The organism is Mesorhizobium sp. M0185, from assembly GCF_040322175.1.
Taxonomy (GTDB): Bacteria; Pseudomonadota; Alphaproteobacteria; order Rhizobiales; family Rhizobiaceae; genus Mesorhizobium.
On sequence record NZ_JAMYSY010000009.1, the window covers coordinates 1 to 22,800 of the forward strand.

25 protein-coding genes and 1 tRNA gene are annotated in these 22,800 nt (G+C 63.6%); 16 read left to right on the forward strand and 10 right to left on the reverse strand.

Going from position 1 to position 22,800, the window contains the following annotated elements; translation table 11 throughout:
* Positions 1-81: 81 nt before the first annotated feature.
* From NKJ20_RS09430 to NKJ20_RS09440, 3 genes are all read right to left on the reverse strand, one after another.
* On the reverse strand, positions 82-1,443 hold the full coding sequence (locus tag NKJ20_RS09430; protein WP_352743727.1) for a UDP-N-acetylmuramoyl-tripeptide--D-alanyl-D-alanine ligase: 1,362 nt from the start codon (positions 1,441-1,443) through the stop codon (positions 82-84).
* An 881-nt stretch (positions 1,444-2,324) separates the two neighbouring features.
* A tRNA-Arg gene (locus tag NKJ20_RS09435) sits at positions 2,325-2,401 on the reverse strand.
* 47 nt (positions 2,402-2,448) lie between these two features.
* Positions 2,449-3,141, reverse strand: coding sequence for a winged helix-turn-helix transcriptional regulator (locus NKJ20_RS09440; protein WP_352457625.1), 693 nt, complete (start codon positions 3,139-3,141; stop codon positions 2,449-2,451).
* A gap of 339 nt (positions 3,142-3,480) precedes the next feature.
* On the opposite strand from NKJ20_RS09440, the gene NKJ20_RS09445 reads away from it, so the two are divergent.
* The 4 genes from NKJ20_RS09445 (at position 3,481) to NKJ20_RS09460 (ending at position 5,064) form a co-directional block, all read left to right on the forward strand.
* A complete protein-coding gene (locus NKJ20_RS09445) occupies positions 3,481-3,807 on the forward strand; it encodes a DUF1330 domain-containing protein (RefSeq protein ID WP_023677873.1) in 327 nt (108 codons plus the stop codon).
* 115 nt (positions 3,808-3,922) lie between these two features.
* A complete protein-coding gene (locus NKJ20_RS09450; RefSeq protein ID WP_352451190.1) occupies positions 3,923-4,453 on the forward strand; it encodes a hypothetical protein in 531 nt (176 codons plus the stop codon).
* A gap of 135 nt (positions 4,454-4,588) precedes the next feature.
* Positions 4,589-4,879, forward strand: coding sequence for a hypothetical protein (locus NKJ20_RS09455; RefSeq protein ID WP_352743729.1), 291 nt, complete (start codon positions 4,589-4,591; stop codon positions 4,877-4,879).
* Between the two features lie 41 nt (positions 4,880-4,920).
* Complete coding sequence (locus NKJ20_RS09460) at positions 4,921-5,064, forward strand: glycine zipper domain-containing protein (protein ID WP_352743730.1); 144 nt, start codon at positions 4,921-4,923, stop codon at positions 5,062-5,064.
* Positions 5,065-5,136: 72 nt separating this feature from the next.
* Here NKJ20_RS09460 and NKJ20_RS09465 read toward each other — a convergent pair whose 3' ends face one another.
* Positions 5,137-6,300: a M20 aminoacylase family protein gene (locus tag NKJ20_RS09465; RefSeq protein ID WP_352451192.1), complete on the reverse strand. Its 1,164-nt coding sequence runs from the start codon at positions 6,298-6,300 to the stop codon at positions 5,137-5,139.
* A 270-nt stretch (positions 6,301-6,570) separates the two neighbouring features.
* On the opposite strand from NKJ20_RS09465, the gene NKJ20_RS09470 reads away from it, so the two are divergent.
* Positions 6,571-7,749 (forward strand): D-alanyl-D-alanine carboxypeptidase family protein, encoded by a 1,179-nt coding sequence (locus NKJ20_RS09470; RefSeq protein ID WP_352743879.1) that lies wholly within the window; start codon positions 6,571-6,573, stop codon positions 7,747-7,749.
* Positions 7,750-7,753: 4 nt separating this feature from the next.
* Complete coding sequence (locus NKJ20_RS09475; RefSeq protein ID WP_352743731.1) at positions 7,754-8,881, forward strand: CobW family GTP-binding protein; 1,128 nt, start codon at positions 7,754-7,756, stop codon at positions 8,879-8,881.
* A 158-nt stretch (positions 8,882-9,039) separates the two neighbouring features.
* Here the strand turns inward: NKJ20_RS09475 and NKJ20_RS09480 are convergent, their stop codons facing one another.
* The 5 genes from NKJ20_RS09480 to NKJ20_RS09500 all read right to left on the reverse strand — a co-directional run bounded on the left by NKJ20_RS09480 (position 9,040) and on the right by NKJ20_RS09500 (position 12,969).
* Positions 9,040-9,312 (reverse strand): sulfurtransferase TusA family protein, encoded by a 273-nt coding sequence (locus tag NKJ20_RS09480; RefSeq protein WP_352743732.1) that lies wholly within the window; start codon positions 9,310-9,312, stop codon positions 9,040-9,042.
* A gap of 5 nt (positions 9,313-9,317) precedes the next feature.
* Positions 9,318-10,643, reverse strand: coding sequence for a L,D-transpeptidase family protein (locus NKJ20_RS09485; protein WP_352743881.1), 1,326 nt, complete (start codon positions 10,641-10,643; stop codon positions 9,318-9,320).
* A gap of 212 nt (positions 10,644-10,855) precedes the next feature.
* Positions 10,856-11,806, reverse strand: a complete 951-nt coding sequence (locus NKJ20_RS09490; RefSeq protein ID WP_352451195.1) for an acetyl-CoA carboxylase carboxyltransferase subunit alpha — start codon at positions 11,804-11,806, stop codon at positions 10,856-10,858.
* Between the two features lie 99 nt (positions 11,807-11,905).
* A complete protein-coding gene (locus NKJ20_RS09495; RefSeq protein WP_352451196.1) occupies positions 11,906-12,823 on the reverse strand; it encodes a site-specific tyrosine recombinase XerD in 918 nt (305 codons plus the stop codon).
* On the reverse strand, positions 12,820-12,969 hold the full coding sequence (locus tag NKJ20_RS09500; RefSeq protein WP_023677884.1) for a hypothetical protein: 150 nt from the start codon (positions 12,967-12,969) through the stop codon (positions 12,820-12,822). The genes NKJ20_RS09495 and NKJ20_RS09500 overlap by 4 nt, the downstream gene beginning before the upstream one ends.
* A 158-nt stretch (positions 12,970-13,127) precedes the next feature.
* Here NKJ20_RS09500 and NKJ20_RS09505 point away from each other — a divergent pair, with 158 nt between their 5' ends.
* Genes NKJ20_RS09505 through NKJ20_RS09520 form a run of 4 tightly spaced genes read left to right on the forward strand, consistent with a single transcriptional unit; the run spans position 13,128 to position 16,609 of the window.
* The gene (locus NKJ20_RS09505) at positions 13,128-13,730 is read left to right on the forward strand and encodes a shikimate kinase (protein WP_352451197.1); all 603 of its coding nucleotides are present in this window, start codon (positions 13,128-13,130) and stop codon (positions 13,728-13,730) included.
* Complete coding sequence (gene aroB, locus NKJ20_RS09510; protein WP_352743734.1) at positions 13,727-14,869, forward strand: 3-dehydroquinate synthase; 1,143 nt, start codon at positions 13,727-13,729, stop codon at positions 14,867-14,869. The genes NKJ20_RS09505 and aroB overlap by 4 nt, the downstream gene beginning before the upstream one ends.
* Positions 14,866-15,762: an HlyC/CorC family transporter gene (locus NKJ20_RS09515; RefSeq protein ID WP_023677887.1), complete on the forward strand. Its 897-nt coding sequence runs from the start codon at positions 14,866-14,868 to the stop codon at positions 15,760-15,762. Before aroB ends, NKJ20_RS09515 begins: the two co-directional genes overlap by 4 nt.
* A gap of 40 nt (positions 15,763-15,802) precedes the next feature.
* The gene (locus NKJ20_RS09520) at positions 15,803-16,609 is read left to right on the forward strand and encodes an alpha/beta hydrolase (RefSeq protein ID WP_352743735.1); all 807 of its coding nucleotides are present in this window, start codon (positions 15,803-15,805) and stop codon (positions 16,607-16,609) included.
* Position 16,610: 1 nt separating this feature from the next.
* On the opposite strand, the gene NKJ20_RS09525 is transcribed toward NKJ20_RS09520, so the two are convergent.
* Positions 16,611-16,913 (reverse strand): BolA family protein, encoded by a 303-nt coding sequence (locus tag NKJ20_RS09525; protein ID WP_352451200.1) that lies wholly within the window; start codon positions 16,911-16,913, stop codon positions 16,611-16,613.
* 133 nt (positions 16,914-17,046) lie between these two features.
* On the opposite strand from NKJ20_RS09525, the gene NKJ20_RS09530 reads away from it, so the two are divergent.
* From NKJ20_RS09530 to NKJ20_RS09555, 6 genes are all read left to right on the forward strand, one after another.
* Positions 17,047-17,676: a J domain-containing protein gene (locus tag NKJ20_RS09530; RefSeq protein ID WP_036238769.1), complete on the forward strand. Its 630-nt coding sequence runs from the start codon at positions 17,047-17,049 to the stop codon at positions 17,674-17,676.
* Positions 17,677-17,799: 123 nt separating this feature from the next.
* Positions 17,800-18,786: a cobaltochelatase subunit CobS gene (cobS, locus tag NKJ20_RS09535; RefSeq protein WP_352451201.1), complete on the forward strand. Its 987-nt coding sequence runs from the start codon at positions 17,800-17,802 to the stop codon at positions 18,784-18,786.
* A gap of 11 nt (positions 18,787-18,797) precedes the next feature.
* Entirely contained in the window at positions 18,798-20,696 is a 1,899-nt protein-coding gene (gene cobT / locus NKJ20_RS09540) for a cobaltochelatase subunit CobT (protein ID WP_352743737.1), read from the forward strand.
* Positions 20,693-21,718, forward strand: a complete 1,026-nt coding sequence (locus tag NKJ20_RS09545) for an esterase-like activity of phytase family protein (protein WP_352743738.1) — start codon at positions 20,693-20,695, stop codon at positions 21,716-21,718. Before cobT ends, NKJ20_RS09545 begins: the two co-directional genes overlap by 4 nt.
* A 188-nt stretch (positions 21,719-21,906) precedes the next feature.
* The gene (locus tag NKJ20_RS09550) at positions 21,907-22,275 is read left to right on the forward strand and encodes an ArsR/SmtB family transcription factor (protein WP_352743883.1); all 369 of its coding nucleotides are present in this window, start codon (positions 21,907-21,909) and stop codon (positions 22,273-22,275) included.
* Positions 22,272-22,757, forward strand: coding sequence for an SRPBCC family protein (locus NKJ20_RS09555; RefSeq protein WP_352743740.1), 486 nt, complete (start codon positions 22,272-22,274; stop codon positions 22,755-22,757). Before NKJ20_RS09550 ends, NKJ20_RS09555 begins: the two co-directional genes overlap by 4 nt.
* The last annotated feature ends 43 nt before the right edge of the window (positions 22,758-22,800 follow it).

Consider the following 22,800-nt stretch of genomic DNA (forward strand, 5'->3'; position numbering starts at 1 on the left):
CAAGCCGATCTCCGATCCCAATACAGGATCGGCAACCTCACAGATCGCGACCACTCCCGAAAGGTGGTCCCACAACAGCGCTTACACTTCATCCAGGCCCATGGCGTTCGAAGCTTTCACAAGAAGGAGGTCCTTCGCGCGCAGGATAGTGGCGAGCTCGGGCAACACATCGTCTGCTGTCGCGAAGTGTGGGCCGAGGAGGTACTCCGGCAGGGCACGACGGAGATATGTCATCTGCGTCCCAACCGTCATCACCATATCCAGATCGGCCGCGAGAACGGGTTCCGCCAGACCGGCGTGAAATTCGGCCGATCGTGGCCCGAGTTCCCGCATGTCGCCAAGAAGGGCAAGCTTTCGGCCCCCACTTGCGCGCTTCCCCTCAGCGAGTGCCGCCAGCACGGCGGCCACCGATGTCGGATTCGCGTTGTAGGCCTCATCGACGACATGGACCTCGCCGGACGCGAGGGCGATGCGTATGACTTCGCCACGTCCGTGGATGGCCTGCACCTCCCCGAGCGCGTTGGTCGCAGCTCCCAGATCAAGGCCGAGCGAATCGACAGCCGCCAGCGCGCTGAGGCTGTTGACTGCCATGTGCCGCCCTGGATTACCTAGCTTGTAGGCGAAATCCCGGCCCTTCAGGACCGCACGCACCAGTTGATCTTCGTGCGAATAGTCCACGAGCCGGTAGTCGGCCTTAGCATGTTCACCGAAGGACACGACCTTCGCCCCGAACGACAGCGCGCGGGCTCGGAGATATTCGAAATGCTCGGAATCCCGAGGGACGATCGATGTGCCGCCCTCAGCGACATCGTACAGGCGGGCTTTCAACTTGGCGATGGCCTCACGCGAGCCGTACTCTTCGAGATGGGCGTCGCCGATCGTCATGATAAGAGCGACATGCGGCTTGAGCGCAGATACCTCAAGGAGCCGCCGAAAAAAGCCAATCGACACCTCGACAGCGTGGATGCCATCAGGGGAAAGGTTGGCGATCAGGCCGAGCACGCCGGAGACGGTATTGAAGTTTTCGCCCGGAAACGGTGGATAGCCAGCTGCGGTGAGAATGACGTTGATCATCGCCGTGGTGCTCGTCTTGCCGACGCTGCCGCCAACCGCGATCAGGCGTCCGCCGTAAGCAGACCGCGCTCGCTCGGCGAGATACTTCATGGCGACGCGGACCGAAGCCACCCGGAGCAACGGCAAGTCTTCGAAGTTGGGCCGGTACTCTCGGTCCGCGAGGAGCGCGAGCCCCTGTCGCCTGAAGCGCCTGATCTTCCTGGGGTGTACGCCGTAACGGTAGGTGCCAACGCGCGGGATGACGAGCGCGCCGGGGCCGATCAGTGCGTCGCAGAAGGCTATGCAGTCGGTCGTCCAGCCTTCCGGCAGGTCGCCTTCCCATATGCCTCCGGTGATCTCCGCAAGCTCAGCCTTCGTCCAAGGGTGCATTTCTCCCCCTGTCCCGCCGATCGACCCGCGCCTCGGCCACCTGGATGCGTGGCCGTCCGACACCCCGCCCTGTGGTTCGATCACTTTCAGCCAATTCCGCCCAATGTGCAATGGTTCCGGGTACCACCGGAGACCTTTGCCGGGTTCAAAGCGGCCTTCGCCAAGCCCGCTACTTTAACGACCACATCCGCAATCACTTTTGAGATCGTCTGGTTGGGACCGATCACGATCTTGGATGAGCGAAACCATCTGTTCGAACGCTAGTCACCTATTCATCGAGTTCAACGGCTCATGGTCGGGGAGACAGTGATGCAGCACCTCGCCAAGGTTTCGCTTGTCGAACGTCTGGCCACATACGGGGCAGAACTCGAAATATCCTGCTTCGTCGTTGGCCGGCGGCCCGTGGCGCTTGCCCTTGATGCCGGTTGCGGGGTTGTTGGTTCGATCTCGTCTCACGTTGGTCGCCACCGCGCGTAACTTTCATGGAGACGGGCCGACGGCCGATCGGGGTTACCTGCGGGCCGCCGGGCCTACCGGCTGCCAGTGGCGCTGCCGGGTAGAGCGAATAGTAGGCCATTTCATGCGTCATTACTAATATAATAAAATGATAGCGTTCCGTTCCTCTAGCCGCCAGACCGGGCGCGTCCATTCCCCCTATGATGCGGAGACGTCGACGCTGAAAAACGGGCAAGTTGATTGGGAACAACGATTACCTACCTCGATTTAGGCATCGTAGCGCCGCGCTTCGCAGCGGTTTTGGGCCGCTTCGCCCTTGGAATATGTGTGCCCAAAGTCTGAAGGTCTGCGAAATTCGCCGTACTTATTTCGCAAAAATCCTGCAAAAAAAGTACGGCGGCGGTTCGCTAAGTACTTGAAAAACATGGTGATCCCGACAGGAATCGAACCTGTGACCTACAGATTAGGAATCTGCCGCTCTATCCTACTGAGCTACGGGACCATCGCGCCCGACACATAACCGCTTCGGATCGTTTCGCCAAGAGGCAGCTAGGCCGCTCGTTTGGGTTCGACCGCGAACGGGCTCAGGCCCAGCCAGGTCTGCATTTTACGGGCGATATCCTGGTCTCCCGTCAAGATGACTTTCGGCCCTGCCTTCTCGACGGTGATCAGCCCCATCCAGATTTCGGTCATGGTGTGCAGGTCGGTCGAGACGTAGAGATCGACATCGAAGCCCGGGTCGTACCAGCAGAGGTCGACCTCGCCGTGCTTCTCGACGATCAGCCACCATGACCGTTTGGAGGCGGGGAGCTCCTGATACAGAAATTGTATCACCGTGCGCCCGTCGGGCAGCGGCGACGCGTTGAGATTGCGCCGCATGTCCCACATCAGCAGCGACGGATCGAGGTTCTTCAGCGACAGCCGCGACTCGACCCATTTCTGCCCCCAAAAGCCCATCGCCTCGACGACGGACCGCAAATCCCTGCCTGCCTCGGTCATCCGGTATTCGAAGATGCCTTTCTCGCCGCGCACCTCCTTGCGCTCGACGATCCCGGCCAGTTCGAGCTCCTTGAGCCTTTGCGACAGAAGGGTCGGCGACATTTTGGGGACGCCGCGGCGCAGATCGTTGAAACGGGTCGAGCCCGCCACCAATTCGCGAAGCAGAACCATGGTCCAGCGGGTGCACAGCACCTCGGCAGCCATCGATAACGGGCAGAACTGTTTGTATCCGGATTGGGTCATGATGTTGCCTTCCCCTCAAACTCAGCCGGGATCATAGGCCTTCTCCGGCGGCACGGCGAGTACAGAAACTGTACCGGCCCAGTGCGGTGGAATCGAAGTTCCTGCTTTCTGGGTGGCATCAGCGTTAGGAACTTCAAATCCAAAACCACACTGGAAATCCAAGCACTTGCTGGTGTGGCTTTTGAATCCGAAATTCGCTCGCTGCGTAGCTCCAAAGTGAATGCGAATTTCGGATTCGCCACACCAGTACAGATCGGGGACTGGCTGGCGCGACCCTTGCCATGCGACCCCTCTGCCGCTGCACGGGATACCCCTGTGCACGACCAGGAGACATGACCCATGACCGCTTACGTTATCGCAGACATCAAGGTGAGGGACCCGAAGTGGATGCCGGCCTATGCCGCGTCGGTCCACGACCTCGTTCACAAGCACGGCGGCAGATATCTGTCGCGCAGCGGCAATGTGAAGACGCTCGAAGGCAAGCCGCTCGACACGACGCTGATCGCCTTGATGGCGTTCCCGACCGAGGCAGCGGCGCGCGCCTTCACCGACGATCCTGCCTACGCACCCTTCGTTTCGGCCCGTCAGGGCGGCAGCGACAGCCGTTTCCAGCTGATCGACAATTCCGATCTGGCCGGAACCATCCCGTATCTGCCGAAGGGATGATCGGCATTCGTCGCATCGGGACAGGGATCTCCCAGCAACAACAGCCACAGCGCCCACCTGCCGGACCTCCTTACCTCCGGCGGCCGGCCGGGCTGTGCTTTTCAAGAAGAATGGAATGACTATGACAATCAACTTTCGCAATAGAGTTCTCGCTGCCGCGGCGCTGCTGTCGGCCTGCACTGCGTTGGCGCAGGCGCATCAGGCAGCGCCCGCGTCCGGTCCCAATCCGCTGGCCGACAAGGTACGCGCCGCCAACAGCCGCTTCGAGAATGTGGCGGCGGCGACCGCCGAGGGCTATGCGCCGATCCCCTGCGCCAGCGGCATCACCGGCGGCGCCATGGGCATCCATTACGTCAATCCCGGCTACCTCAAGGACGACGCGGTCGATGTCGCCAAGCCTGAAGCCGTCATGTACGAGCCGATGGCCGACGGCACGCTAAAACTGATCGCGGTCGAATACATCACCTCGAAAGGCCCGGCCTCGCTCGATGGACATCTGTTCAACTTCAACAGCGCGCCCAATCGCTATGGCCTCGGTCCGTTCTACGAGCTGCATGTCTGGGCCTGGAAGGGCAACCCGACCGGCGCGTTCGCCGATATGAACCCGAACGTGTCGTGCGAACCGACGACTGCTGTCAGCCAGTAAGCAGCCGAGCCAGGCGGCGCCGACGCCGCCTGGCCGCGCTGAATTGCGGGGCAGCCGGCAACGGGCGCAAAGACGGCTCAGATAGCGGAACTTTCGGGATGCCGGCGCGCTTTAGTGTCCCGAAGGAGACACCGCATGAGCGCCACCAAAGAGTTCTTTGAAACCTGGCTGCAGGAGAATGTCGGCAATCTGCCGGCCGAGAGCGAGGTGAGCGTCGCCGTCCTGGCGCAGCAATTCGAGCAGGATGCCGATGCTGCCGGCTATGGCCACGAGGTTCGCGAAGACGAACTCGGCAATATCCAGGAGGCGATCGAGGCAGCCCTGACGAAGGCGAGGACAGGCGAAGAGCCGCAACCTGCCGACGACAATGAGCTAGCGCCGGTAATGGAGGCGCTGGAGGTCGAGGATCCGAAGAGCGGACCGTAGCGGTTGCGGCTCTTCCCTTCCACGCTACATGACCGGGCATAATGGATGCCAAACACCTCACACTCGGCGTCGTGATCGGCGTGGCTATCGGCGTCGTGTTGGACAACATTGTTACGGGCATCGGTATAGGTATTGCTCTGGGCATTGCCTTCGGCCTTGCCCGGAAGTCGTCCGGCCGGAAGTGACCAGCAGAACATGTCCTGCCCGGTTTTGCCGCCCAGAGGTGCGGCGGTTGCTGCACCGCCGATGCCGAATGGCTACGCCGCCAGCGCTGTTTCCGCCAGCTTCACCCAATAGCTCATGCCGTGCGGGATGACCTCGTCGTTGAAGTCGTAGGCTGGGTTGTGCAGGCCGGCGGTATCGCCATTGCCGATGAAGATGAAGGCGCCCGGCCGCGCTTCAAGCATGTAGGAGAAATCCTCGCCGCCCATCACCGGCTGGATCGCGCGGTGCACATGGCTGTCGCCGGCGACGTCGGCCGCGATGTCGCTGGCAAAGACCGTCTCTTCCGGATGGTTGAAGGTGACGGGGTAATTGGCATTGTAATCAACCTCGATTGTCGCGCCGAAGGCAGCGCCCAGGCCTTGGCAAAGCGCGCGGATGCGCTCTTCGGCCTTCTTGGCGACCTCCTTCTTCAGCGTGCGTACGGTGCCGGCGATCTCGGCGGTCTCGGGAATGACGTTATAGGCGTCGCCGGCGTGGAATTTCGTCACCGAGACGACCACCGCCTCGACCGGATCGGTGCTGCGCGAGGCGATCGTCTGCAATGCGCCGACAAGCTGGCTGGTGATGACGATCGGATCGATGGTGCCGTGCGGCATCGCCGCGTGGCCGCCCCGGCCCTTGACGGTGATGGTGAATTCGGCAGTCGCCGCCATGATCGGACCCGGCCTGATGGCGAACTGGCCGACCGGCAGGCCCGGCATGTTATGCATGCCGAACACCTTGGAGATGCCGAAGCGCTCCATCATGCCGTCCTTGACCATCTCGTTGCCGCCGCCGCCGCCCTCTTCGGCCGGCTGGAAGATGACCGCAACGGAACCGGCGAAATTGCGTGTTTCGGCGAGGTATTTGGCGGCACCCAACAGCATCGCGGTGTGGCCGTCATGGCCGCAGGCGTGCATCTTGCCGGGGACGGTCGAGGCATAGGATTTGCCGGTGATCTCGTTGAGCGGCAGCGCGTCCATGTCGGCGCGCAGGCCGATGGTCGAGCCTTCGCCGTGGCGGCCGCGGATGATGCCGACGACGCCGGTCTTGCCCAAACCCGTCACGATATCGTCGCAGCCGAAAGCCTTCAGCTTCTCGGTGACGAAAGCGGCGGTCTTGAAGACGTCGAAATTCAGCTCCGGCGTCTGGTGCAAATGGCGGCGCCAGCCGGCCACCTCGTCCTGCATTTCGGCGGCTCGGTTCAGGATCGGCATGATGGTTCCATTTCGCTGTTGGAGCAGGCGGTCTTGGCCTGCTGCTTTGCAATTGTGCCTGCTGCCTTGCAACCATGCACGCTGCTTTGCATTGTGCTGCTGCTTCCACATTGTGATCGGCAGCACTTTGCCATGTTGACGTCACATAGAGTAAATAGCACCGCGACTGTGGTCCGGGAACAGAGGGCCGGACCATTATCCTGGCGATCGTGTAACGAAATCTTACGGAGCCAGGTGGGACTGCGGCAAGAGGCTATTTCGGTTTTCATGATGCGCTACAGGCATTTCCTCAAACTGTTGGTGGCGGGCACGGTGGTGCTTGCGTCGCTGGCCGGGCCTGCCTTGGCCAATCCGACAATCCTGTTCGACCTGAACAGCGGCGAGATCCTGCAGCACCAGGAGGCGTTCAGGCGCTGGTACCCGGCTTCGCTGACCAAACTGATGACCGCCTATGTGGCGTTTCGGGCGATTGCCGCGGGCGAGGTCCAGCTCGATTCGCCGATCAAGGTAACGAAACATTCTGCCGGCGAGCCGCCGAGCAAGATGGGCTTCAAGCCGGGCTCGGTGATGCGGTTGGACAATGCGCTGAAGATGATGCTGGTCAAATCGGCCAACGATATCGCCATGGCGGTCGGCGAGAATATCGGCGGTTCGCAAGCGGCTTTCGCCGAACGCATGAACGCCGAAGCGCAGAGGCTCGGCATGAGCGGGTCCCGTTTCGTCAATCCGAACGGGCTCTATTCGCCGGACCAGTATACGACAGCGCGCGATCTCGCTTTGCTGGTGATGGCGATTCGCAAGGAATTTCCGCAATATGCCCCCTGGTTCTCGATCGAAGGCCTTGCCGTCGGTAAGAAGGCGATCTCCAACTACAACCTGCTGATCGGCCGCTATCCGGGTGCCGACGGCATGAAGACGGGTTTCGTCTGCTCGTCCGGCTTCAACATGATCGGCTCGGCGACCCGCAACGGCCGCACCCTGGTCGCCGTAGTGCTCGGCGAGCAATCGGCCATTACCCGCGCCGAGGCGGCGGCAAAATTGCTCGACCAGGGCTTTGCAACGCCGGCGCCGAGCTGGCTGACGGTCGCGGCGCTGCCCGCCTATGGCGACACCATGTCGGCCAACGACATGAATGACGAAATCTGCAAGAAGAAGCCGGTCGAGGAGCAGTCGGAAACCGCACCCGCCGTCGGCGACAAGGGCAAGGACGTGCCGAAATCGCCCTATCAGGAAAAGCTCGACCATGTACCGACGCTGATCGCCGTCGGCCTCGGCGGCGCCACGGGACCGAAGCCGAAGGCGATGCTCGACGCCTCCGGGCAGGAATATGCCGACGTGCCGCTGCCGACATGGCGGCCGGACCGGGCGCCGCCGGCCGGCGCCGAGCCAGTTGTGGCCGGATCCGCCACCGCCGCGCAGGTCCAGCAGCCGGCCAAGGCGCTGAACTAGCCGCATGGCCGGCTTCCCGATCCCCGTTTCGGTGCTCACCGGCTTTCTCGGTGCCGGCAAGACGACGCTGCTCAACCGGCTGCTCCGGGATCCGGCGCTCGCCGACACCGCCGTCATCATCAACGAGTTCGGCGAGGTGGCGATCGACCATCTCCTGGTCGAGCAGGCCTCCGACGGCATCATCCAGCTCTCCGACGGCTGCCTCTGCTGCACGGTGCGCGGCGAGCTGGTCGACACGCTGGCCGACCTCGTCGACCGGCTGCAGACCGGCCGCATCGACCGGCTTGCCCGCGTCATCGTCGAAACCACCGGGCTCGCCGATCCCGCCCCCGTACTGCAGTCGATCATGGCACACCCGGCCCTGGTCCAGGCCTTCCGGCTCGACGGCGTCATCACCCTGGTCGATGCCGTCAACGGCAATGCGACGCTCGATGCGCATGTCGAGGCGGTGAAGCAGGTGGCCGTCGCCGATCGCATCGTGCTCAGCAAGGCCGACCTGACCACGGATGCAGGCGATGTCGAGGCGTTGCGGGCGCGGCTCAGGCAGCTCAACCCGGGCGCCGTGGTGCTCGACGCCGGCGAGGCAAGCACCGCGACCCTGTTCGATAGCGGCCTCTACAATCCGGCCACCAAATCCGTCGATGTGCAGCGTTGGCTCGGCGAACAAGCCGGCCACGACCATGACCACGGCGGGCATGACCACGGCGGGCATGATCACGACGGGCATGACCATGCCGACCATGATCACCATGACCACAGGCACGATTCCCGCGTGCGTTCGTATTCGCTGGTTCATGACGGGCCGGTGCCGTTTTCGGCAATCGAGATGTTCCTCGATCTGTTGCGCTCGGCGCATGGCGAGCGCCTTTTGCGGATGAAAGGCGTCATCGAGCTTGCAGAAGACCCGTCGCGGCCGCTGGTTATCCATGGCGTGCAGAAGATCCTGCATCCGCCGGTGCAACTGCCGGCCTGGCCGGACAGCCAGCGCGGCACCAGACTGGTGCTGATCACGCTCGACATGCCCGAAGACTATGTCCGGCGGCTGTTCGCCGCCTTCACCAACCGGCCGTCGATCGACACGCCGGATCGCGCAGCACTGGAAAGCAACCCGCTGGCTATTGCCGGATCGTGATCTCCCCCCTTGAGGGGGAGATGTCGCCGAAGGCGACAGAGGGGGTCGCCTCGGCTGGCGCGACGCCCTGTGGGACGAAAGAAAAGGTTGGCGCTTGACGCGCGGCAACCCCCTCTGGCCTGCCGGCCATCTCCCCCTCAAGGGGGGAGATTACGCGTTCAGCCGCCGCGCTCGACCAGGAAGCGGTGGCCGCCTGCCATCGCCGTCGTTTCGACCAGCCGATGGCCGCTCTCGGCGCAGAAGGCGGGAATGTCGATGACGGCGAGCGGGTCGGTGGTTTCGAGCCACAGCCGGCTGCCCGGCTGCATTGCGGCCAGGCGCTTTTTTGCCTTGAGCACGGGCAACGGGCAGTTCAGGCCTTTGAGGTCGTAGACGGCGGCGGGGCTGGTTGAGGGCCTGTGTTCTTGGCCCCCATCTTCTTGCTCAAGCATGAAGTTCAGCCGCCAAACATGCCGAGCAGCTTTTTCTTCAACCTTGTCGCCGTGCTTTCGGCGTCCGCAGCCTGCGTTTCGACTGCCGGGGCGGCCTCCGATGGCGCTACGGTGGCGGTGGCGACAGGCACCTCGGCGGCGGTCTTGGCAGCTTCCTTTTCGGCGAGCGCCTGGGCTTTGGCAGCTTTCTTCTCGGCCAAGGCCTGTGCCTTGGCTGCCGCTTTCGCGGCCTTCGCCGCTTCTATCGCGGCAAGCCGCTGTTCCTCGGCCTTCTGCTTGGCGGCCTTTTCGGCGTCGAGCGCCGCCATCTTGCGGCCCGCCGGCGAATCGATGCGGCCCATGCGCGCCGTTTCGGCCACCGTGCCGTCCGGGTTGAGCGAGGGCGGCTCGATCGGAACGCGTTCGCCGCGCGCACGCCGTTTCGACCAGTCGGAAACGATGCTGGCTTCCTTGATCCCGGCGATGGTCGGCTTGGGTGCCGGCACGCTGGCCTTGACGGCGCCGTTGAAGGCCGCCTCATAGGTGCTTTGATAGGCGTTGATGGCGCTCTTCAGCGAATCGGGCTGGGTGGTCGGAGGGCAAGCGCCGATCGGATTGAAGGTCGAGCCGTCGGCCGCAACCTGGTTGAACACGTAGCGCTTCTCGCAGACGTCGACTTTCGGCGGCACCTTGGTAACCTCGAAATTGTCGTAGCCGACCTTCAGCATCTTCCAGAATTCGTAGTTCGGATCGTTGCGATAGCGCGCCATGTTGGCTGCGGTCATGCGGAACGGAAAAGCCTGGATCTGGAACTCGGTCTGGCCGCCCTGGAAGGCGTCGCGGCCGAAGGCGTAGATCTGCTCGATCTGCGCGTCGGTCATCGAATAGCAGCCAGACGACGAGCAGGCGCCATGGACCATCAGGTTGGAACCAGTGCGGCCATTGGCGCGGTCATAGGCGTTCGGGTAGCCGATGTTGAAGGACAGGTGGTAATTCGACCGCGGGTTCATCTGTGCCGGGCGGACCGTGTAAAAGCCTTCCGGCGCCTGGCGGTCGCCTTCGGTGAACTTCGGCCCGAGCTTGCCCGACCATTTGCAGATGTCGTAGCTGGCGACCAGGTCGTAGCGGCCGTTGGTCTTGGCCTTCCAGATTTCGAGCTTGCCTTCTTCCTTGAAGATGCGGGCCATCACCGAGGAGGTGCGGACCATGCCCTTGGCTTTCATCTCGGCCAGGATCTTGTCCGGCAGCGGCTTGTTGGCTTGCGGCGCAAAATCCTTCATCGAAGCGTCATTGCAGCCGGCGACGCCGATCGCAGCGATCAGAACTCCGGTGCGGGCAAGCTTGGCAAACATGGATATGGCTATCGTCTTCATCTCTGCGCCGCGGATGCCGCGGCTGCTAAACTGACCACTGACGGACCCTAAGCCCGTTAACCTTGAAAATTCCTTACCGCAATCATGCTGGCGCGTCCCCTTACGGCAACCCCACTGAGCCGAATGCGGCGGCATTTTTGTGGCAAAACTGGTTCACGCCGCCACATTTCGGGCCGCGTGCCTGCCGGACGTTACAGATTGCGGCCCATCGCCAGGTATTTCTCGCGGCGATGCTCGCGGAAGTCGGTGTTGGCGCCGGAGAATTCCTTCATCGTCCTGGCGATGAGGTCGCCGGTGGCGGCAATCACCGTTTCGGGGGCGCGATGGGCACCGCCGAGCGGCTCGGCGACGATGGCGTCGATGATCTTCAGCTCCAACAGATCCTGCGCCGTGATCTTCATGTTGGTCGCAGCGTCCTTGGACCGCGTGGTGTCGCGCCACAGGATCGAGGCGGCGCCTTCCGGCGAGATCACCGAATAGATGGCGTGTTCGAGCATGTAGACGCGGTTGGCGGTGGCGATCGCTATGGCGCCGCCCGAGCCGCCTTCGCCGATCACCACCGAGATCGACGGCACCTTCAGGCCAAGGCAGGCCGAGGTCGAGCGGGCGATGGCTTCCGCCTGGCCGCGCTCTTCGGCGTTGACGCCCGGATAGGCGCCGGCCGTGTCGACCAGCGTCAGCAGCGGGATTTGGAAGCGGTCGGCGAGTTCCATCAACCGCACCGCCTTGCGGTAGCCCTCCGGCCGCACCGAGCCGAAATTATGCTTCAGCCGGCTTGTCGTATCGGAACCCTTCTCCTGGCCGATGATTGCCACCGGCTCGCCACGGAAGCGGGCGAAGCCGCCGACGATCGCCTGGTCCTCGCCGAAATTGCGGTCGCCGGCGAGCGGCGTGAAATCGGTAAGCAGACCCTTGATGTAGTCGATGCAATGCGGCCTGTCCGGATGGCGCGCCACCTGCACCTTCTGCCATGGCGTCAGCGCCTTGTAGGCGTCGCGCAGCGCATCGCGCGAGCGCTTTTCGAGACGGGCGATCTCATCGCCGACATCGACCGCCTCGCCGTTCTCGGCAAGCTTCTTCAGCTCAAGGATCTTGCCTTCGAGATCCTGCACAGGCTTTTCGAAATCGAGGTAATTGTACATTCTTGGGCGGACCGGCAAGTCGGAAGGCAATGACTGACGCAAGCCTGAAAATGCAGGCTGGGCGCGGTGGAACGTCGTTCTCACATAGCGACATGACGCCTAGTCGGCAAGCGGATGATGATCGTTGACCAGACGCACCAGCCGCTCCTCCAGCACATGCGTGTATATCTGCGTCGTTGAAATATCGGCATGGCCGAGCAGCTGCTGCACGGCCCTGAGATCGGCGCCGTTCTGCAGCAGATGGCTGGCGAAAGCATGGCGCAGCACATGCGGCGATATCTTCGCCGTGGCAATGCCGGCCCGCGCGGCAAGCCCTTTCAGCTCGCGGGCAAAGACCTGTCTCGAGAGATAGCCGCTGTCGGCGGCGGCCGGAAACAGGAACGGGCTGTCGGCAAAAGCCGGCACCGTTGCCCGTGCGGCAAGCCATGTCCGCATCGCCGCGCGCGCCTTGGCCGACAGCGGCACCATGCGCTCCTTGTTGCCCTTGCCGCGCACCATGAAGAAGCGGTCGTCGCGCTGTGCCACCGTCACGGGAAGGCCGACCAGCTCCGAAACGCGCAAGCCGGTGGCGTAGAGCACCTCGACCAGTGCGTGCAGGCGCAGCGCCGCCAGCCTGTCGCCGTCATGCATGGAGGGGTCCATCGCCTCCTGCGCCGCGCGGTCGAGCAGCCGGCCGGTATCGGCCTCGCTCATCGTCTTAGGCAGCGGCCGGCCCTTCTTCGGACTGTCCAGCGTGCCGGTCGGATCGTCACCCCGCAGGCCTTCGGCATAGAGGAACTTGAAGAACTGCCGGATCGCCGACAATTTGCGCGCCTGCGAGGTGGCGGCAAAGCCGCGCGCGGCGATGTCGTCGAGATAGGCACGGATGTCGGCACTGGTGGCAGCGGCAAGCCCACCGCCGATCCCGGCGGAAGCGTCTTCGAGGTCGCGGCGATAGGAGGAAAGCGTGTTTTCGGCCGCGCCGCGCTCGGCGCTCATCATCTCCAGGAAGGCTTCGATGCGGGCGGCGCTGTTCATTTTTTGGGATTGAGCTTTTCTGGAGGGATACGCACGCTCATTTCCGCCTTCCTCGGCTCGACGAACATGACCAAGGCGAACATCGCGCCATAGACAATGCCGGCCAGAATCGCGAGCGTCACGACAAAGCGAAACAGTGTTGGCATTAATTTTCGCCCGTCGTCTTATTCTGCATTTCCAACCCTGTGCCCTTATGAGACGCCAATCCGGCCAATTCAAGGGTGAAGCCCATAGTCCCGGTTGCGCCGCGCTTGACGCAAACAGGCTTTTGATGTCGATACGCCGCCAAAGAGGCCCTAGAAGCATGAACGCGCTACCAGCAAATCCTCCGGGCGAGAGCCATGCCGCGCTGCTCGGCCGGCTGGGCGGCCGTTCCATCGTCTTTGTCGGGCTGATGGGCGCCGGCAAGACGGCGATCGGCCGCAAGGTGGCGGCGATGCTGGCACTGCCCTTCATCGACAGCGACCAGGAGATCGAAACTGTTTCGCGCATGAGCGTCCCGGACCTGTTCGAGCGCTATGGCGAGGCGGAGTTCCGGGCACTGGAGCAGCGCGTCATCCTGCGTGTGCTGGAGCACGGGCCGCAGGTGCTGTCGACCGGCGGCGGCGCCTTCATGAACGCGCAGACGCGCGAGGCGATCGCCAGCCATGGCGTTTCGGTTTGGCTGAAAGCCGAGATCGACCTGTTGATGGAGCGCGTTTCCAAGAAACAGAACCGGCCGCTGCTGAAAAGCGCCGATCCGCGCGCCGTGCTGGAACGGCTGATGGCGGAACGCTACCCGGTTTATGCCGCGGCCGATGTCATCGTGCCGACCCGCGACGACCGCAAGGAGATCATTGCCGCCGAAGTGGTGGACGCGCTGCGCGGCCATCTCGGCGTTGCCGATATTGACGAGGTGCGGTCGTGAGCGCTGATGCAACGGTCTCTGTCGAAGTCGGGCTTGGCGAGCGTGCCTACGATATTTTGATCGGTCCCGGCCTGCTGTCACGCGCCGGCGCCGAGATTTCGCGCCGTCTGCCGGGGACGCGGGCGGCGGTCGTCACCGACGAAAACGTCGCGGCCGCGCATCTCGCGACGCTTGCGGCCGGCCTGGCAAGCGGTGGCATCCAACATGCCGTCATCACGTTGCCGCCAGGCGAAAAGACCAAGAGCTTTGCGCATCTCGAAGAGGTGGTCGACGGCGTGCTGGCCGCCAAGCTGGAGCGCGGCGACGTCGTCATCGCGCTCGGCGGCGGCGTCGTCGGCGACCTCGCCGGCTTTGCCGCCGGCATCGCGCGGCGCGGCATGAACTTCGTACAGGTTCCGACCTCGCTGCTGGCGCAGGTCGATTCCTCCGTCGGCGGCAAGACCGGCATCAACAGCAAGCGCGGCAAGAACCTGGTCGGGGTATTCCACCAGCCGAGGCTGGTGCTGGCCGACACCGAAGTGCTCGACACGCTGCCGATCCGCGAGTTTCGCGCCGGCTATGCCGAACTGGCCAAATACGGGCTGATCGACCGGCCCGAGTTTTTCTCCTGGCTGGAAGAAAACTGGCGTCAAGTGTTTGTCGGCGGGCCGGAGCGGGCTGCGGCCATCGCCGAGGCCTGTCGTGCCAAGGCCGACGTCGTTGCCCGCGACGAGTTCGAGACCGGCGACCGCGCGTTGCTCAATCTCGGCCACACCTTCGGTCATGCGCTGGAGGCGGCGACCGGCTATGACGGCGCAAGGCTCGTGCATGGCGAGGGCGTCGCCATCGGCATGGCGCTGGCGCACCGCTTTTCGTCAAGGCTCAATTTGGCGAGCCCCGACGACGCGGCGCGTGTCGAGGCGCATCTTCGCGCCGTCGGTCTGCCCTGGCGCATGGCCGACATTCCAGGCGAACTGCCCGACGCCGAGACGCTGTTCTCCTTCATCACCCAGGACAAGAAGGTGTCGCGCGGCGAGCTGACCTTCATCCTGACGCGCGGCATCGGCCAGGCCTTTATCGCCCGGGATGTGCCGGCCTCGGAAGTGCTGGCGTTCCTCCGGGAGAACCATCCGGGTCGGCAGGAAAGCCGCCCGGGATGAGCCAGGCCGGCTGGATCGCGGCTGCCGTGCTCGCCGGCCTCGGCCTGCTGGGCTTCGTCTTGCGCCGGCGCCTGCTCGCCGCCTTCGGCTACGAGCTGCAACGCATCGAGCCGCAGCGCTCGGCGCGCGAGGAACTGCGCGGCGCCGTCGACGATTTCCGCCGCGACGGCCAGGTGGTGCGCGAGGACCGCGCCCGCATCGGCGGCCTGTTCGACCTCGAGGAGCTCGAAGTGTCGGACGTCATGGTCCACCGCACGAATATGCGCTCCGTCAACGCCGACGACCCGCCCGAAGCGGTGGTTCGCGAGATCCTGCAGAGCCCGCACACCCGCATGCCGTTGTGGAAGGGTTCGCTCGACAACATTGTCGGCGTGCTGCACGCGAAGGATCTGCTGCGCGCGCTGAACGAGGTCGGCAACGATTTTTCCAGGATCGACGTGATGAAGATCGCGTCGAAACCGTGGTTCGTGCCCGACACCACGACGCTTCAGGAGCAGCTCAATGCCTTCCTGCGCCGCAAGGCGCATTTCGCCATCGTCGTCGACGAATATGGCGAGGTCGAAGGGCTGGTGACGCTGGAAGACATCATCGAGGAGATCGTCGGCGAGATCGCCGACGAGCACGACATCGACATCCAGGGCGTCAAGCAGGAGGCCGACGGCTCCGTCGTCGTCGACGGCACGGTGCCGATCCGCGACCTTAACCGGGCGCTCGACTGGAACCTGCCGGACGAGGAAGCCACCACCATCGCCGGCCTTGTCATCCACGAGGCGCAGTCGATCCCGGACGAAAAGCAGGCCTTTACGTTTCACGGCAAGCGCTTCGTCGTCATGAAGCGCGACAAGAACCGTATCGCGCGGCTGAGGATCAAGCCGGCGATGCTTGGAGAATGACAGTGCGCACCTTATGGCAGCCGTGGGCAGTCAGGAGTTGATGACGATCGATCGGCGAAGCCTGCTTCTGGCGTCGATGGCGGCGCTGCTGCCGGGACAGGCGGCGGCATTGCGGCTGCGTTCGCCGTCGCCCGAAACCTTCGATTATGGGCCGGCCAAGCTCGATATCTATTCCCGCGATGGCGCAAGCGGCCTGCCGGTCGTCTTCTTCGTCCATGGCGGCGCCTGGCGGGTCGGCAACCGCAACAATATCAACTCCAAGCCTGGTTTCCTGCTCGACAATGGCTTCTGCTTCGTCTCGATCGACTACCGGATGCTGCCTGAAGCCGACGTCGCCACCCAGGCGGCGGATGTCGAACTGGCCTATCGTTACGTCCGCGCCAACATGGCCAGCCATGGCGGCGATCCGGACCGGATCGTCGCCATGGGCCATTCGGCCGGCTGCCATCTCGTCGCATTGACCGGGCTGCGCGGCGGCCTGCCCGGCGTCGCGGCGCTGGTTCTCGACGACACCAGGGCCTACGATCTGGAGGCGCTGGCCAGAAGCGGCGGCATGGCAGGGGTCTATGCCCGCGCCTTTCCCGATCCGGCGCAGTGGCGCGCGCTGTCGCCTGTCACCTATGTGGAAGGCCGCAAGCACCCGCCGACCTTCATCGCCCATTCGCGCGCGAAAGCCCGCGCGGCGGACGCGCAGGCCTTCGCCGGGCGTCTGCGCGCCACCGGAACCAGGGTCACGCTGTTCGACGGCAGCGCCTATTCGCACATGTCGATCAATCGCGACTTCGGCACCGAAGGCGATGCATTGACAGCTGCGGTGATGGCTTTTCTGAGGGCGAGCCTCGGCTGAGTCACCAGCGCGTCGTTTCACCGGGCGCTGCCGGCTCGATCGCCAGGGCGTGGACGCCGGATTTCAACTCTTCGGCCAGGAGATCGTTGACTGCACGGTGACGCTCGACGCGGCTCATGCCGGCAAAGGCTGGCGCGACGATGCGGACGCGGAAATGCGTCTCGCCGGCGCCGTCGAAGGTGGCGTGATGGCCAGAATCCACATGATGATGCCCGGCATGGAGATGGCTTTCGTTGATGACGGCCAGCCGTTCCGGCGAAAACGCCTTTTTCAGCTTATCTTCCATCGTTGCCTGTATGGACATCGCCGCTTCCCTTCACCACATCTATGTCATCGCACAAAATTCGCAATTCGCCGGTTTTATGCCGCGATTCAGCGGTTAGGGCGATCATCGCGAAAATGTCAATTCTTGTTTCGCATCCGCGAACAGCCCATAAATGGGTGAGATGAAGCCGTACCCAAAATATTTCGAGAAGATTCGCATCCGCCCGGAGAAGGACGCGGAGCTGAAGTCGCGTTCGCCGATCTGCCAGTGGGATGGCTGCAAGGAGGCCGGTACCCACCGTGCCCCGGTCGGACGGATGAAGGAAGGCGAGTATTTCCAGTTCTGCTTCGATCACGTGCGCGAGTACAACAAGGGCTTCAATTATTTCTCGGGCGTTCCCGATACCGAGATCGCCCGCTTCCAGAAGGAAGCCATGACCGGCCACCGGCCGACCTGGAAAATGGGCGTCAACGGCGCCTCGACACGCTCCTCGCCAGACTTCGCCCAGGCGCGCTCCGGCCGCGCCGGCTACTACAATCGCATGCGCGATCCGTTCGACCTGTTCAAAGGCCCGAAAGACCCGCGCGAAGCACGCGAGCGCAAGGCCAAGCCGCTTGAGGCCAAGGCACTGGAAACGCTTGGCCTTGATACAAAGGCAACTGGCAAGGATATCAAGGCGCGCTATAAGGAACTTGTGAAACGCCACCACCCGGATGCGAATGGCGGCGACAGAGGTTCGGAAGACCGGTTCCGCGATGTGCTCCAGGCGTATCGCGTGCTCAAGCAGGCAGGTTTGTGCTGAGCGACCATACGGTTCGTGTCGCTTTCCAACTTTCATAAGGTTGGAAAAGGCTCTAAGACCGCCCCCGAACAAAATCGATTGCCGGCGAAACGCGGCGTTTCGCTTGTGGAGACGTTGATAGAGATGAACAAGGTCGATCGCGACATCGCCAACCTGCCCGACACCACGGTGTCGGTGAAGGAGACATTCGGCTTCGACTCCAAGATGGTGGTGCCGGCCTATGCGGTGACGAGCGAGCATGTCCCCGACATCGACCCGGACTACCTGTTCGACAAGAACACGACCATGGCGATCCTCGCCGGCTTTGCCTACAATCGCCGGGTCATGGTGTCGGGCTATCACGGCACCGGCAAGTCGACGCATATCGAGCAGGTCGCCGCCCGGCTCAACTGGCCTTGCGTGCGCGTCAACCTCGACAGCCATGTCAGCCGTATCGACCTCGTCGGCAAGGACGCCATCGTGGTCAAGGACGGGCTGCAGATCACCGAATTCCGCGACGGCATCCTGCCCTGGGCCTATCAGCACAATGTCGCGCTGTGCTTCGACGAGTACGATGCCGGCCGCCCGGACGTGATGTTCGTCATCCAGCGCGTGCTGGAATCGTCGGGCCGGCTGACGCTGCTCGACCAGAGCCGGGTCATCCGCCCGCACCCGGCCTTCCGGCTGTTTTCGACCGCCAACACGGTTGGGCTGGGCGACACCACCGGCCTCTACCACGGCACCCAGCAGATCAACCAGGCGCAGATGGACCGCTGGTCGATCGTCACCACGCTGAATTACCTGCCGCACGACAATGAAGTGAACATCGTGCTGGCCAAGGCCAAGCACTACCGCGACGGCAAGGGCAAGGAGATCGTCAACAAGATGGTCCGCGTCGCCGACATGACGCGCTCGGCCTTCATCAACGGCGATTTGTCGACGGTTATGAGCCCGCGCACGGTTATCACCTGGGCCGAGAATGCCGAAATCTTCGGCAATATCGGCATGGCGTTCCGGCTGACCTTCCTCAACAAATGCGACGAGCTGGAACGCTCGCTGGTCGCCGAGTTCTATCAGCGCGCCTTCGGCGAAGATCTGCCGGAATCGGCTGCCAATGTGGTGCTGGGCTAAGCAGAGTCTCGATGGCGGGTCCGGGCGACAACACGCGAAACAAATCCAAGACCGGCGCTGAGAACGACAGCTTCAAGCGCGCCGTCACCGTCTGCATGCGCGCCATCGCCGGCGACAAGGATCTCGAGGTCGGCTTCGCCAAGGACCGGCCGGCGCTGGCCGGCAGCCGCGCCCGGCTGCCGGAATTGCCGAAGAAGGCATCGAAGGCGGACATCGCCATCACCCGCGGGCTCGGCGATTCCATGGCGCTGAAGCGCGCCTGCCACGATGCGCGCATCCACACCAGGCTGGCGCCGGAAGGCAAGCAGGCCCGCGCCATCTACGACGCGGTCGAGCAGGCCCGGGTGGAGGCGATCGGCAGCCGCGCCATGCAGGGCGTCGCCGACAATATCGGCTCGATGCTGGAGGACAAATACGCCAGGACCAACCTCGTCGACGTCAAGGACAAGGCCGACGCGCCGATCGAGGAAGCGCTGGCGCTGATGGTGCGCGAAAAGCTGACCGGCCGCACTGTGCCGAAAAGCGGCGAACGGCTGGTCGATCTCTGGCGGCCCTGGGTCGAGGAAAAAGCCAGCGCCGATCTCGACGGGCTGTCGGCAAAGCTCGATGACCAGCAGGCGTTCGCCCGCGTGGTGCGCGAGATGCTCGCCTCCATGGAAATGGCCGAGGAGCTCGGCGATGACCAGGAGACGGAAGACTCCGAGGACAACGACGAAAACCAACCGCAAGGCGAGGAGCAGAGCGAGGAGGGCGGCGAAGACGATTCCGGCTCCGAGCAGTCGCAGTCCGAGGATACCGAGGCATCGTCGGACGACGAGCAATCGGCCGAGACGGAAGCCTCCGACGCTACCGCCGAGGATCTCTCCGACGATGACGACGCCGATGCGGAGACGCCCGGCGAGGCGCGCCGCAACGACAACCCCTTCACCAATCTGCCGAAAGAGATCGATTACAAGGTCTTCACCACGGCCTTCGACGAGACCGTTGGTGCGGAGGAACTGTGCGAGGAGGAGGAACTCGACCGGCTGCGCGCCTTCCTCGACAAGCAGCTCGCCAACCTTTCCGGCGTCGTCGGGCGGCTGGCCAACCGGCTGCAGCGCCGCCTGATGGCGCAGCAGAACCGCTCCTGGGATTTCGACCTCGAAGAAGGCTATCTCGATCCGGCACGGCTGGTGCGCGTCGTCATCGACCCGATGCAGCCTCTGTCCTTCAAGCAGGAGCGCGATACCAAATTCCGCGACACGGTGGTGTCGCTGGTGCTCGATAATTCGGGTTCGATGCGCGGCCGGCCGATCACCGTCGCCGCGACCTGCGCCGACATCCTGGCGCGCACGCTGGAACGCTGCGGCGTCTCGGTCGAAATCCTCGGCTTCACCACCCGCGCCTGGAAGGGCGGACAGGCGCGCGAGAAATGGCTGAAGGAAGGCAAGCCGCCGAACCCCGGCCGGCTCAACGATCTGCGCCACATCATATACAAATCCGCCGACCATCCGTGGCGTCGGGCGCGCCGCAACCTCGGCCTGATGATGCGCGAGGGCCTGCTCAAGGAAAACATCGACGGCGAGGCGCTGCTGTGGGCGCACAACCGGCTGATCGCGCGGCCGGAGCAGCGCAAGATCCTGATGATGATCTCGGACGGCGCGCCGGTCGATGATTCGACGCTGTCGGTCAATCCGGGCAATTATCTCGAGCGGCATCTGCGCGCCATCATCGAGCTCATCGAGACGCGCTCGCCGGTCGAGCTTTTGGCCATCGGCATTGGCCACGACGTCACCCGCTACTATCGCCGCGCCGTCACCATCGTCGATGCCGAAGAACTGGCCGGCGCCATGACCGAGCAGCTGGCCTCGCTGTTCGCCGAGGAAACCGTGCGCGACACGCGGCGCGGCGGCATGCGGCGCGCCGGATGATTTTTTCCCGCGGCGGCTTTTGGCAGAAGCTTTTGGCCGCCATTGCGTTGTTGGGCGTCAGTTTGGCGCCGGCTGTCGCTGCCGGGCCGGCCTCGGTCGAGCCGGCCGAAATCTCGGCACGGCCCATAACCCAGTTTCGCATCGGCAATGACGAAAAACAGTTCGGGCCGCTCGAATTCGTCGGCGGGCTCGAAATGACCTCGCCGACGCGCGATTTCGGCGCGCTGTCGGCGCTTCGGTTCCTCAAGCCAGGCAGCGATTTCATCGGCGTTGCCGACACCGGTTTCTGGTTCTTCGGCACCCTCGTCCACGATGCCGACAAGCGGCCTTCCGGCATCCAGAATTTTCGCATGCAGCAGATGGTCGATGCGGCCGGCCAGCCGATCGACGAGAAATGGGCGGTCGATGCCGAAGGCCTCGCGGTCAAGGACGGCATTGCCACAGTTGGTTTCGAGCGCGATCACCGTATCGCCGAGTTCAAGATCGATCCGGACGGCATGAAGGCGCCGTTCAGGCAATTGGATTTCCTGATTCCGGCCTGGGAACTTCGCCGCAATCGCGGCTTTGAGACCGTCACCCGCGCCAATCTCAACGGGCAGCACGCGGGCGGACTGGTCGTGGTGTCGGAAAAGAGCCTCGACAAGACCGGCAACATCTTTGCCGCGATCATCGAAGGGCCGCGCAAGGGCGTCTTCACCATCAAGCGCAATGGCGATTTCGACATCACCGACGGCGCCTTCCTGCCGGACGGCGACCTGTTGCTTCTGGAGCGCAGTTTTTCGATGGCCGGCGGCGTCAAGATGCGGCTGCGGCGCATCTATGGCGAAAGCGTCGAGAAGGGCGCCGTCGCCGACGGGCCGGTGCTGCTCGAAGCCGACATGGGCTACCAGATCGACAACATGGAAGCGCTCGACGTCTGGACCCGCGACGATGGCGCGCTGATCGTGTCGCTGATGTCCGACGACAACCACTCGATCCTCCAGCGCAATCTTTACCTGGAATTTGTGCTGCACGAGGATTGACGCGCGACCGGCCTGCTGGCTGACAGCATCGCTGGCGTTTCCGCGCCGTTTTGCAGCGCAGGCAATTTCCCTTGCAATTTCCCCTGGCAATGACCCGCGTCGCGGGTTTTCCAGCCGGCTCTCACCATCTGCAAAAATACTTTAGTCGTGACTTGACAATTTGTGTCATCGGCGAAATACTCAAGTCCATGCTTAAGTATTCCGAGATCGACAGCATCCTGCGGGCTCTTGCCGAGCCGACGCGCCGGGCAATCCTGGAAAGGCTGAGCCGCGGGCCGGCCACCGTCAGCCAGTTGGCGGAGCCGTTCGGCATGACCTTCGCCGCTGTGCTCCAGCATCTTCAGGCGCTGGAAGCGTGCGGGCTGATCCGCAGCGAGAAGGTCGGACGCGTGCGCACCTGCCGGATCGAGCCCGGCGGGCTCGCCCCGCTCGCCGACTGGATCGCCGCGCACCGTACGCCGGCCGAACGCCAGCTCGACCGTCTCGGCCAGATCCTGGCGGAGACTGACCAACCGAACGCAACACTCCACGACCAGGAAAAGGACGAAAAGAAATGAACCAGATTGCCCCCGTGAACGACCAGCACTCCGTCATCCATTCGACCTTCACGATCGAGCGGACCTATCCGCAATCGCCCGAACGCGTCTTCCTCGCCTTTGCCGATAAGGCGACGGTGCGGCGCTGGCGTGTCGAAGGCGACGGCTTCACCATCGCCGAATTCACCTTCGATTTCCATGTCGGCGGCGGCGAGGTTTCGCGGTTCAGCTATCAGGGCGGCCCGGAAATCAGGCTCGATGCGCAGTTCCAGGATATCGTCCCTGAGCGGCGCATCGTATTTTCATACCGGATGGCGGTCGGGGCGCAGCCGCTGTCGGCGTCGCTCACCACGGTCGAGCTTGCACCCTCCGGCGAGGGCACCCGCCTGACCTATACCGAACAGGGTGCCTTCTTCGATGGTGTCGATTCAGCGCAAGGGCGCGAGGAGGGCACGCGCGGGCTGCTGCAGGCGCTCGCCGCCGAGCTTCAGAAGGCGAGGTAGAGGTTCGTCGGTGTACCGGGCGGCGTCCACAAGGCCCGCCCGG

Bases quoted from the DNA above. Each gene is read 5' to 3' on its own strand.
- NKJ20_RS09430 (WP_352743727.1), bottom strand. From the start codon at position 1,443: ATGCACCCTTGGACGAAGGCTGAGCTTGCGGAGATCACCGGAGGCATA.
- NKJ20_RS09440 (WP_352457625.1), bottom strand. From the start codon at position 3,141: ATGACCCAATCCGGATACAAACAGTTCTGCCCGTTATCGATGGCTGCC.
- NKJ20_RS09445 (WP_023677873.1), top strand. From the start codon at position 3,481: ATGACCGCTTACGTTATCGCAGACATCAAGGTGAGGGACCCGAAGTGG.
- NKJ20_RS09450 (WP_352451190.1), top strand. From the start codon at position 3,923: ATGACTATGACAATCAACTTTCGCAATAGAGTTCTCGCTGCCGCGGCG.
- NKJ20_RS09455 (WP_352743729.1), top strand. From the start codon at position 4,589: ATGAGCGCCACCAAAGAGTTCTTTGAAACCTGGCTGCAGGAGAATGTC.
- NKJ20_RS09460 (WP_352743730.1), top strand. From the start codon at position 4,921: ATGGATGCCAAACACCTCACACTCGGCGTCGTGATCGGCGTGGCTATC.
- NKJ20_RS09465 (WP_352451192.1), bottom strand. From the start codon at position 6,300: ATGCCGATCCTGAACCGAGCCGCCGAAATGCAGGACGAGGTGGCCGGC.
- NKJ20_RS09470 (WP_352743879.1), top strand. From the start codon at position 6,571: ATGCGCTACAGGCATTTCCTCAAACTGTTGGTGGCGGGCACGGTGGTG.
- NKJ20_RS09475 (WP_352743731.1), top strand. From the start codon at position 7,754: ATGGCCGGCTTCCCGATCCCCGTTTCGGTGCTCACCGGCTTTCTCGGT.
- NKJ20_RS09480 (WP_352743732.1), bottom strand. From the start codon at position 9,312: ATGCTTGAGCAAGAAGATGGGGGCCAAGAACACAGGCCCTCAACCAGC.
- NKJ20_RS09485 (WP_352743881.1), bottom strand. From the start codon at position 10,643: ATGTTTGCCAAGCTTGCCCGCACCGGAGTTCTGATCGCTGCGATCGGC.
- NKJ20_RS09490 (WP_352451195.1), bottom strand. From the start codon at position 11,806: ATGTACAATTACCTCGATTTCGAAAAGCCTGTGCAGGATCTCGAAGGC.
- NKJ20_RS09495 (WP_352451196.1), bottom strand. From the start codon at position 12,823: ATGAACAGCGCCGCCCGCATCGAAGCCTTCCTGGAGATGATGAGCGCC.
- NKJ20_RS09500 (WP_023677884.1), bottom strand. From the start codon at position 12,969: ATGCCAACACTGTTTCGCTTTGTCGTGACGCTCGCGATTCTGGCCGGC.
- NKJ20_RS09505 (WP_352451197.1), top strand. From the start codon at position 13,128: ATGAACGCGCTACCAGCAAATCCTCCGGGCGAGAGCCATGCCGCGCTG.
- NKJ20_RS09515 (WP_023677887.1), top strand. From the start codon at position 14,866: ATGAGCCAGGCCGGCTGGATCGCGGCTGCCGTGCTCGCCGGCCTCGGC.
- NKJ20_RS09520 (WP_352743735.1), top strand. From the start codon at position 15,803: ATGACGATCGATCGGCGAAGCCTGCTTCTGGCGTCGATGGCGGCGCTG.
- NKJ20_RS09525 (WP_352451200.1), bottom strand. From the start codon at position 16,913: ATGTCCATACAGGCAACGATGGAAGATAAGCTGAAAAAGGCGTTTTCG.
- NKJ20_RS09530 (WP_036238769.1), top strand. From the start codon at position 17,047: ATGGGTGAGATGAAGCCGTACCCAAAATATTTCGAGAAGATTCGCATC.
- cobS (WP_352451201.1), top strand. From the start codon at position 17,800: ATGAACAAGGTCGATCGCGACATCGCCAACCTGCCCGACACCACGGTG.
- cobT (WP_352743737.1), top strand. From the start codon at position 18,798: ATGGCGGGTCCGGGCGACAACACGCGAAACAAATCCAAGACCGGCGCT.
- NKJ20_RS09545 (WP_352743738.1), top strand. From the start codon at position 20,693: ATGATTTTTTCCCGCGGCGGCTTTTGGCAGAAGCTTTTGGCCGCCATT.
- NKJ20_RS09550 (WP_352743883.1), top strand. From the start codon at position 21,907: ATGCTTAAGTATTCCGAGATCGACAGCATCCTGCGGGCTCTTGCCGAG.
- NKJ20_RS09555 (WP_352743740.1), top strand. From the start codon at position 22,272: ATGAACCAGATTGCCCCCGTGAACGACCAGCACTCCGTCATCCATTCG.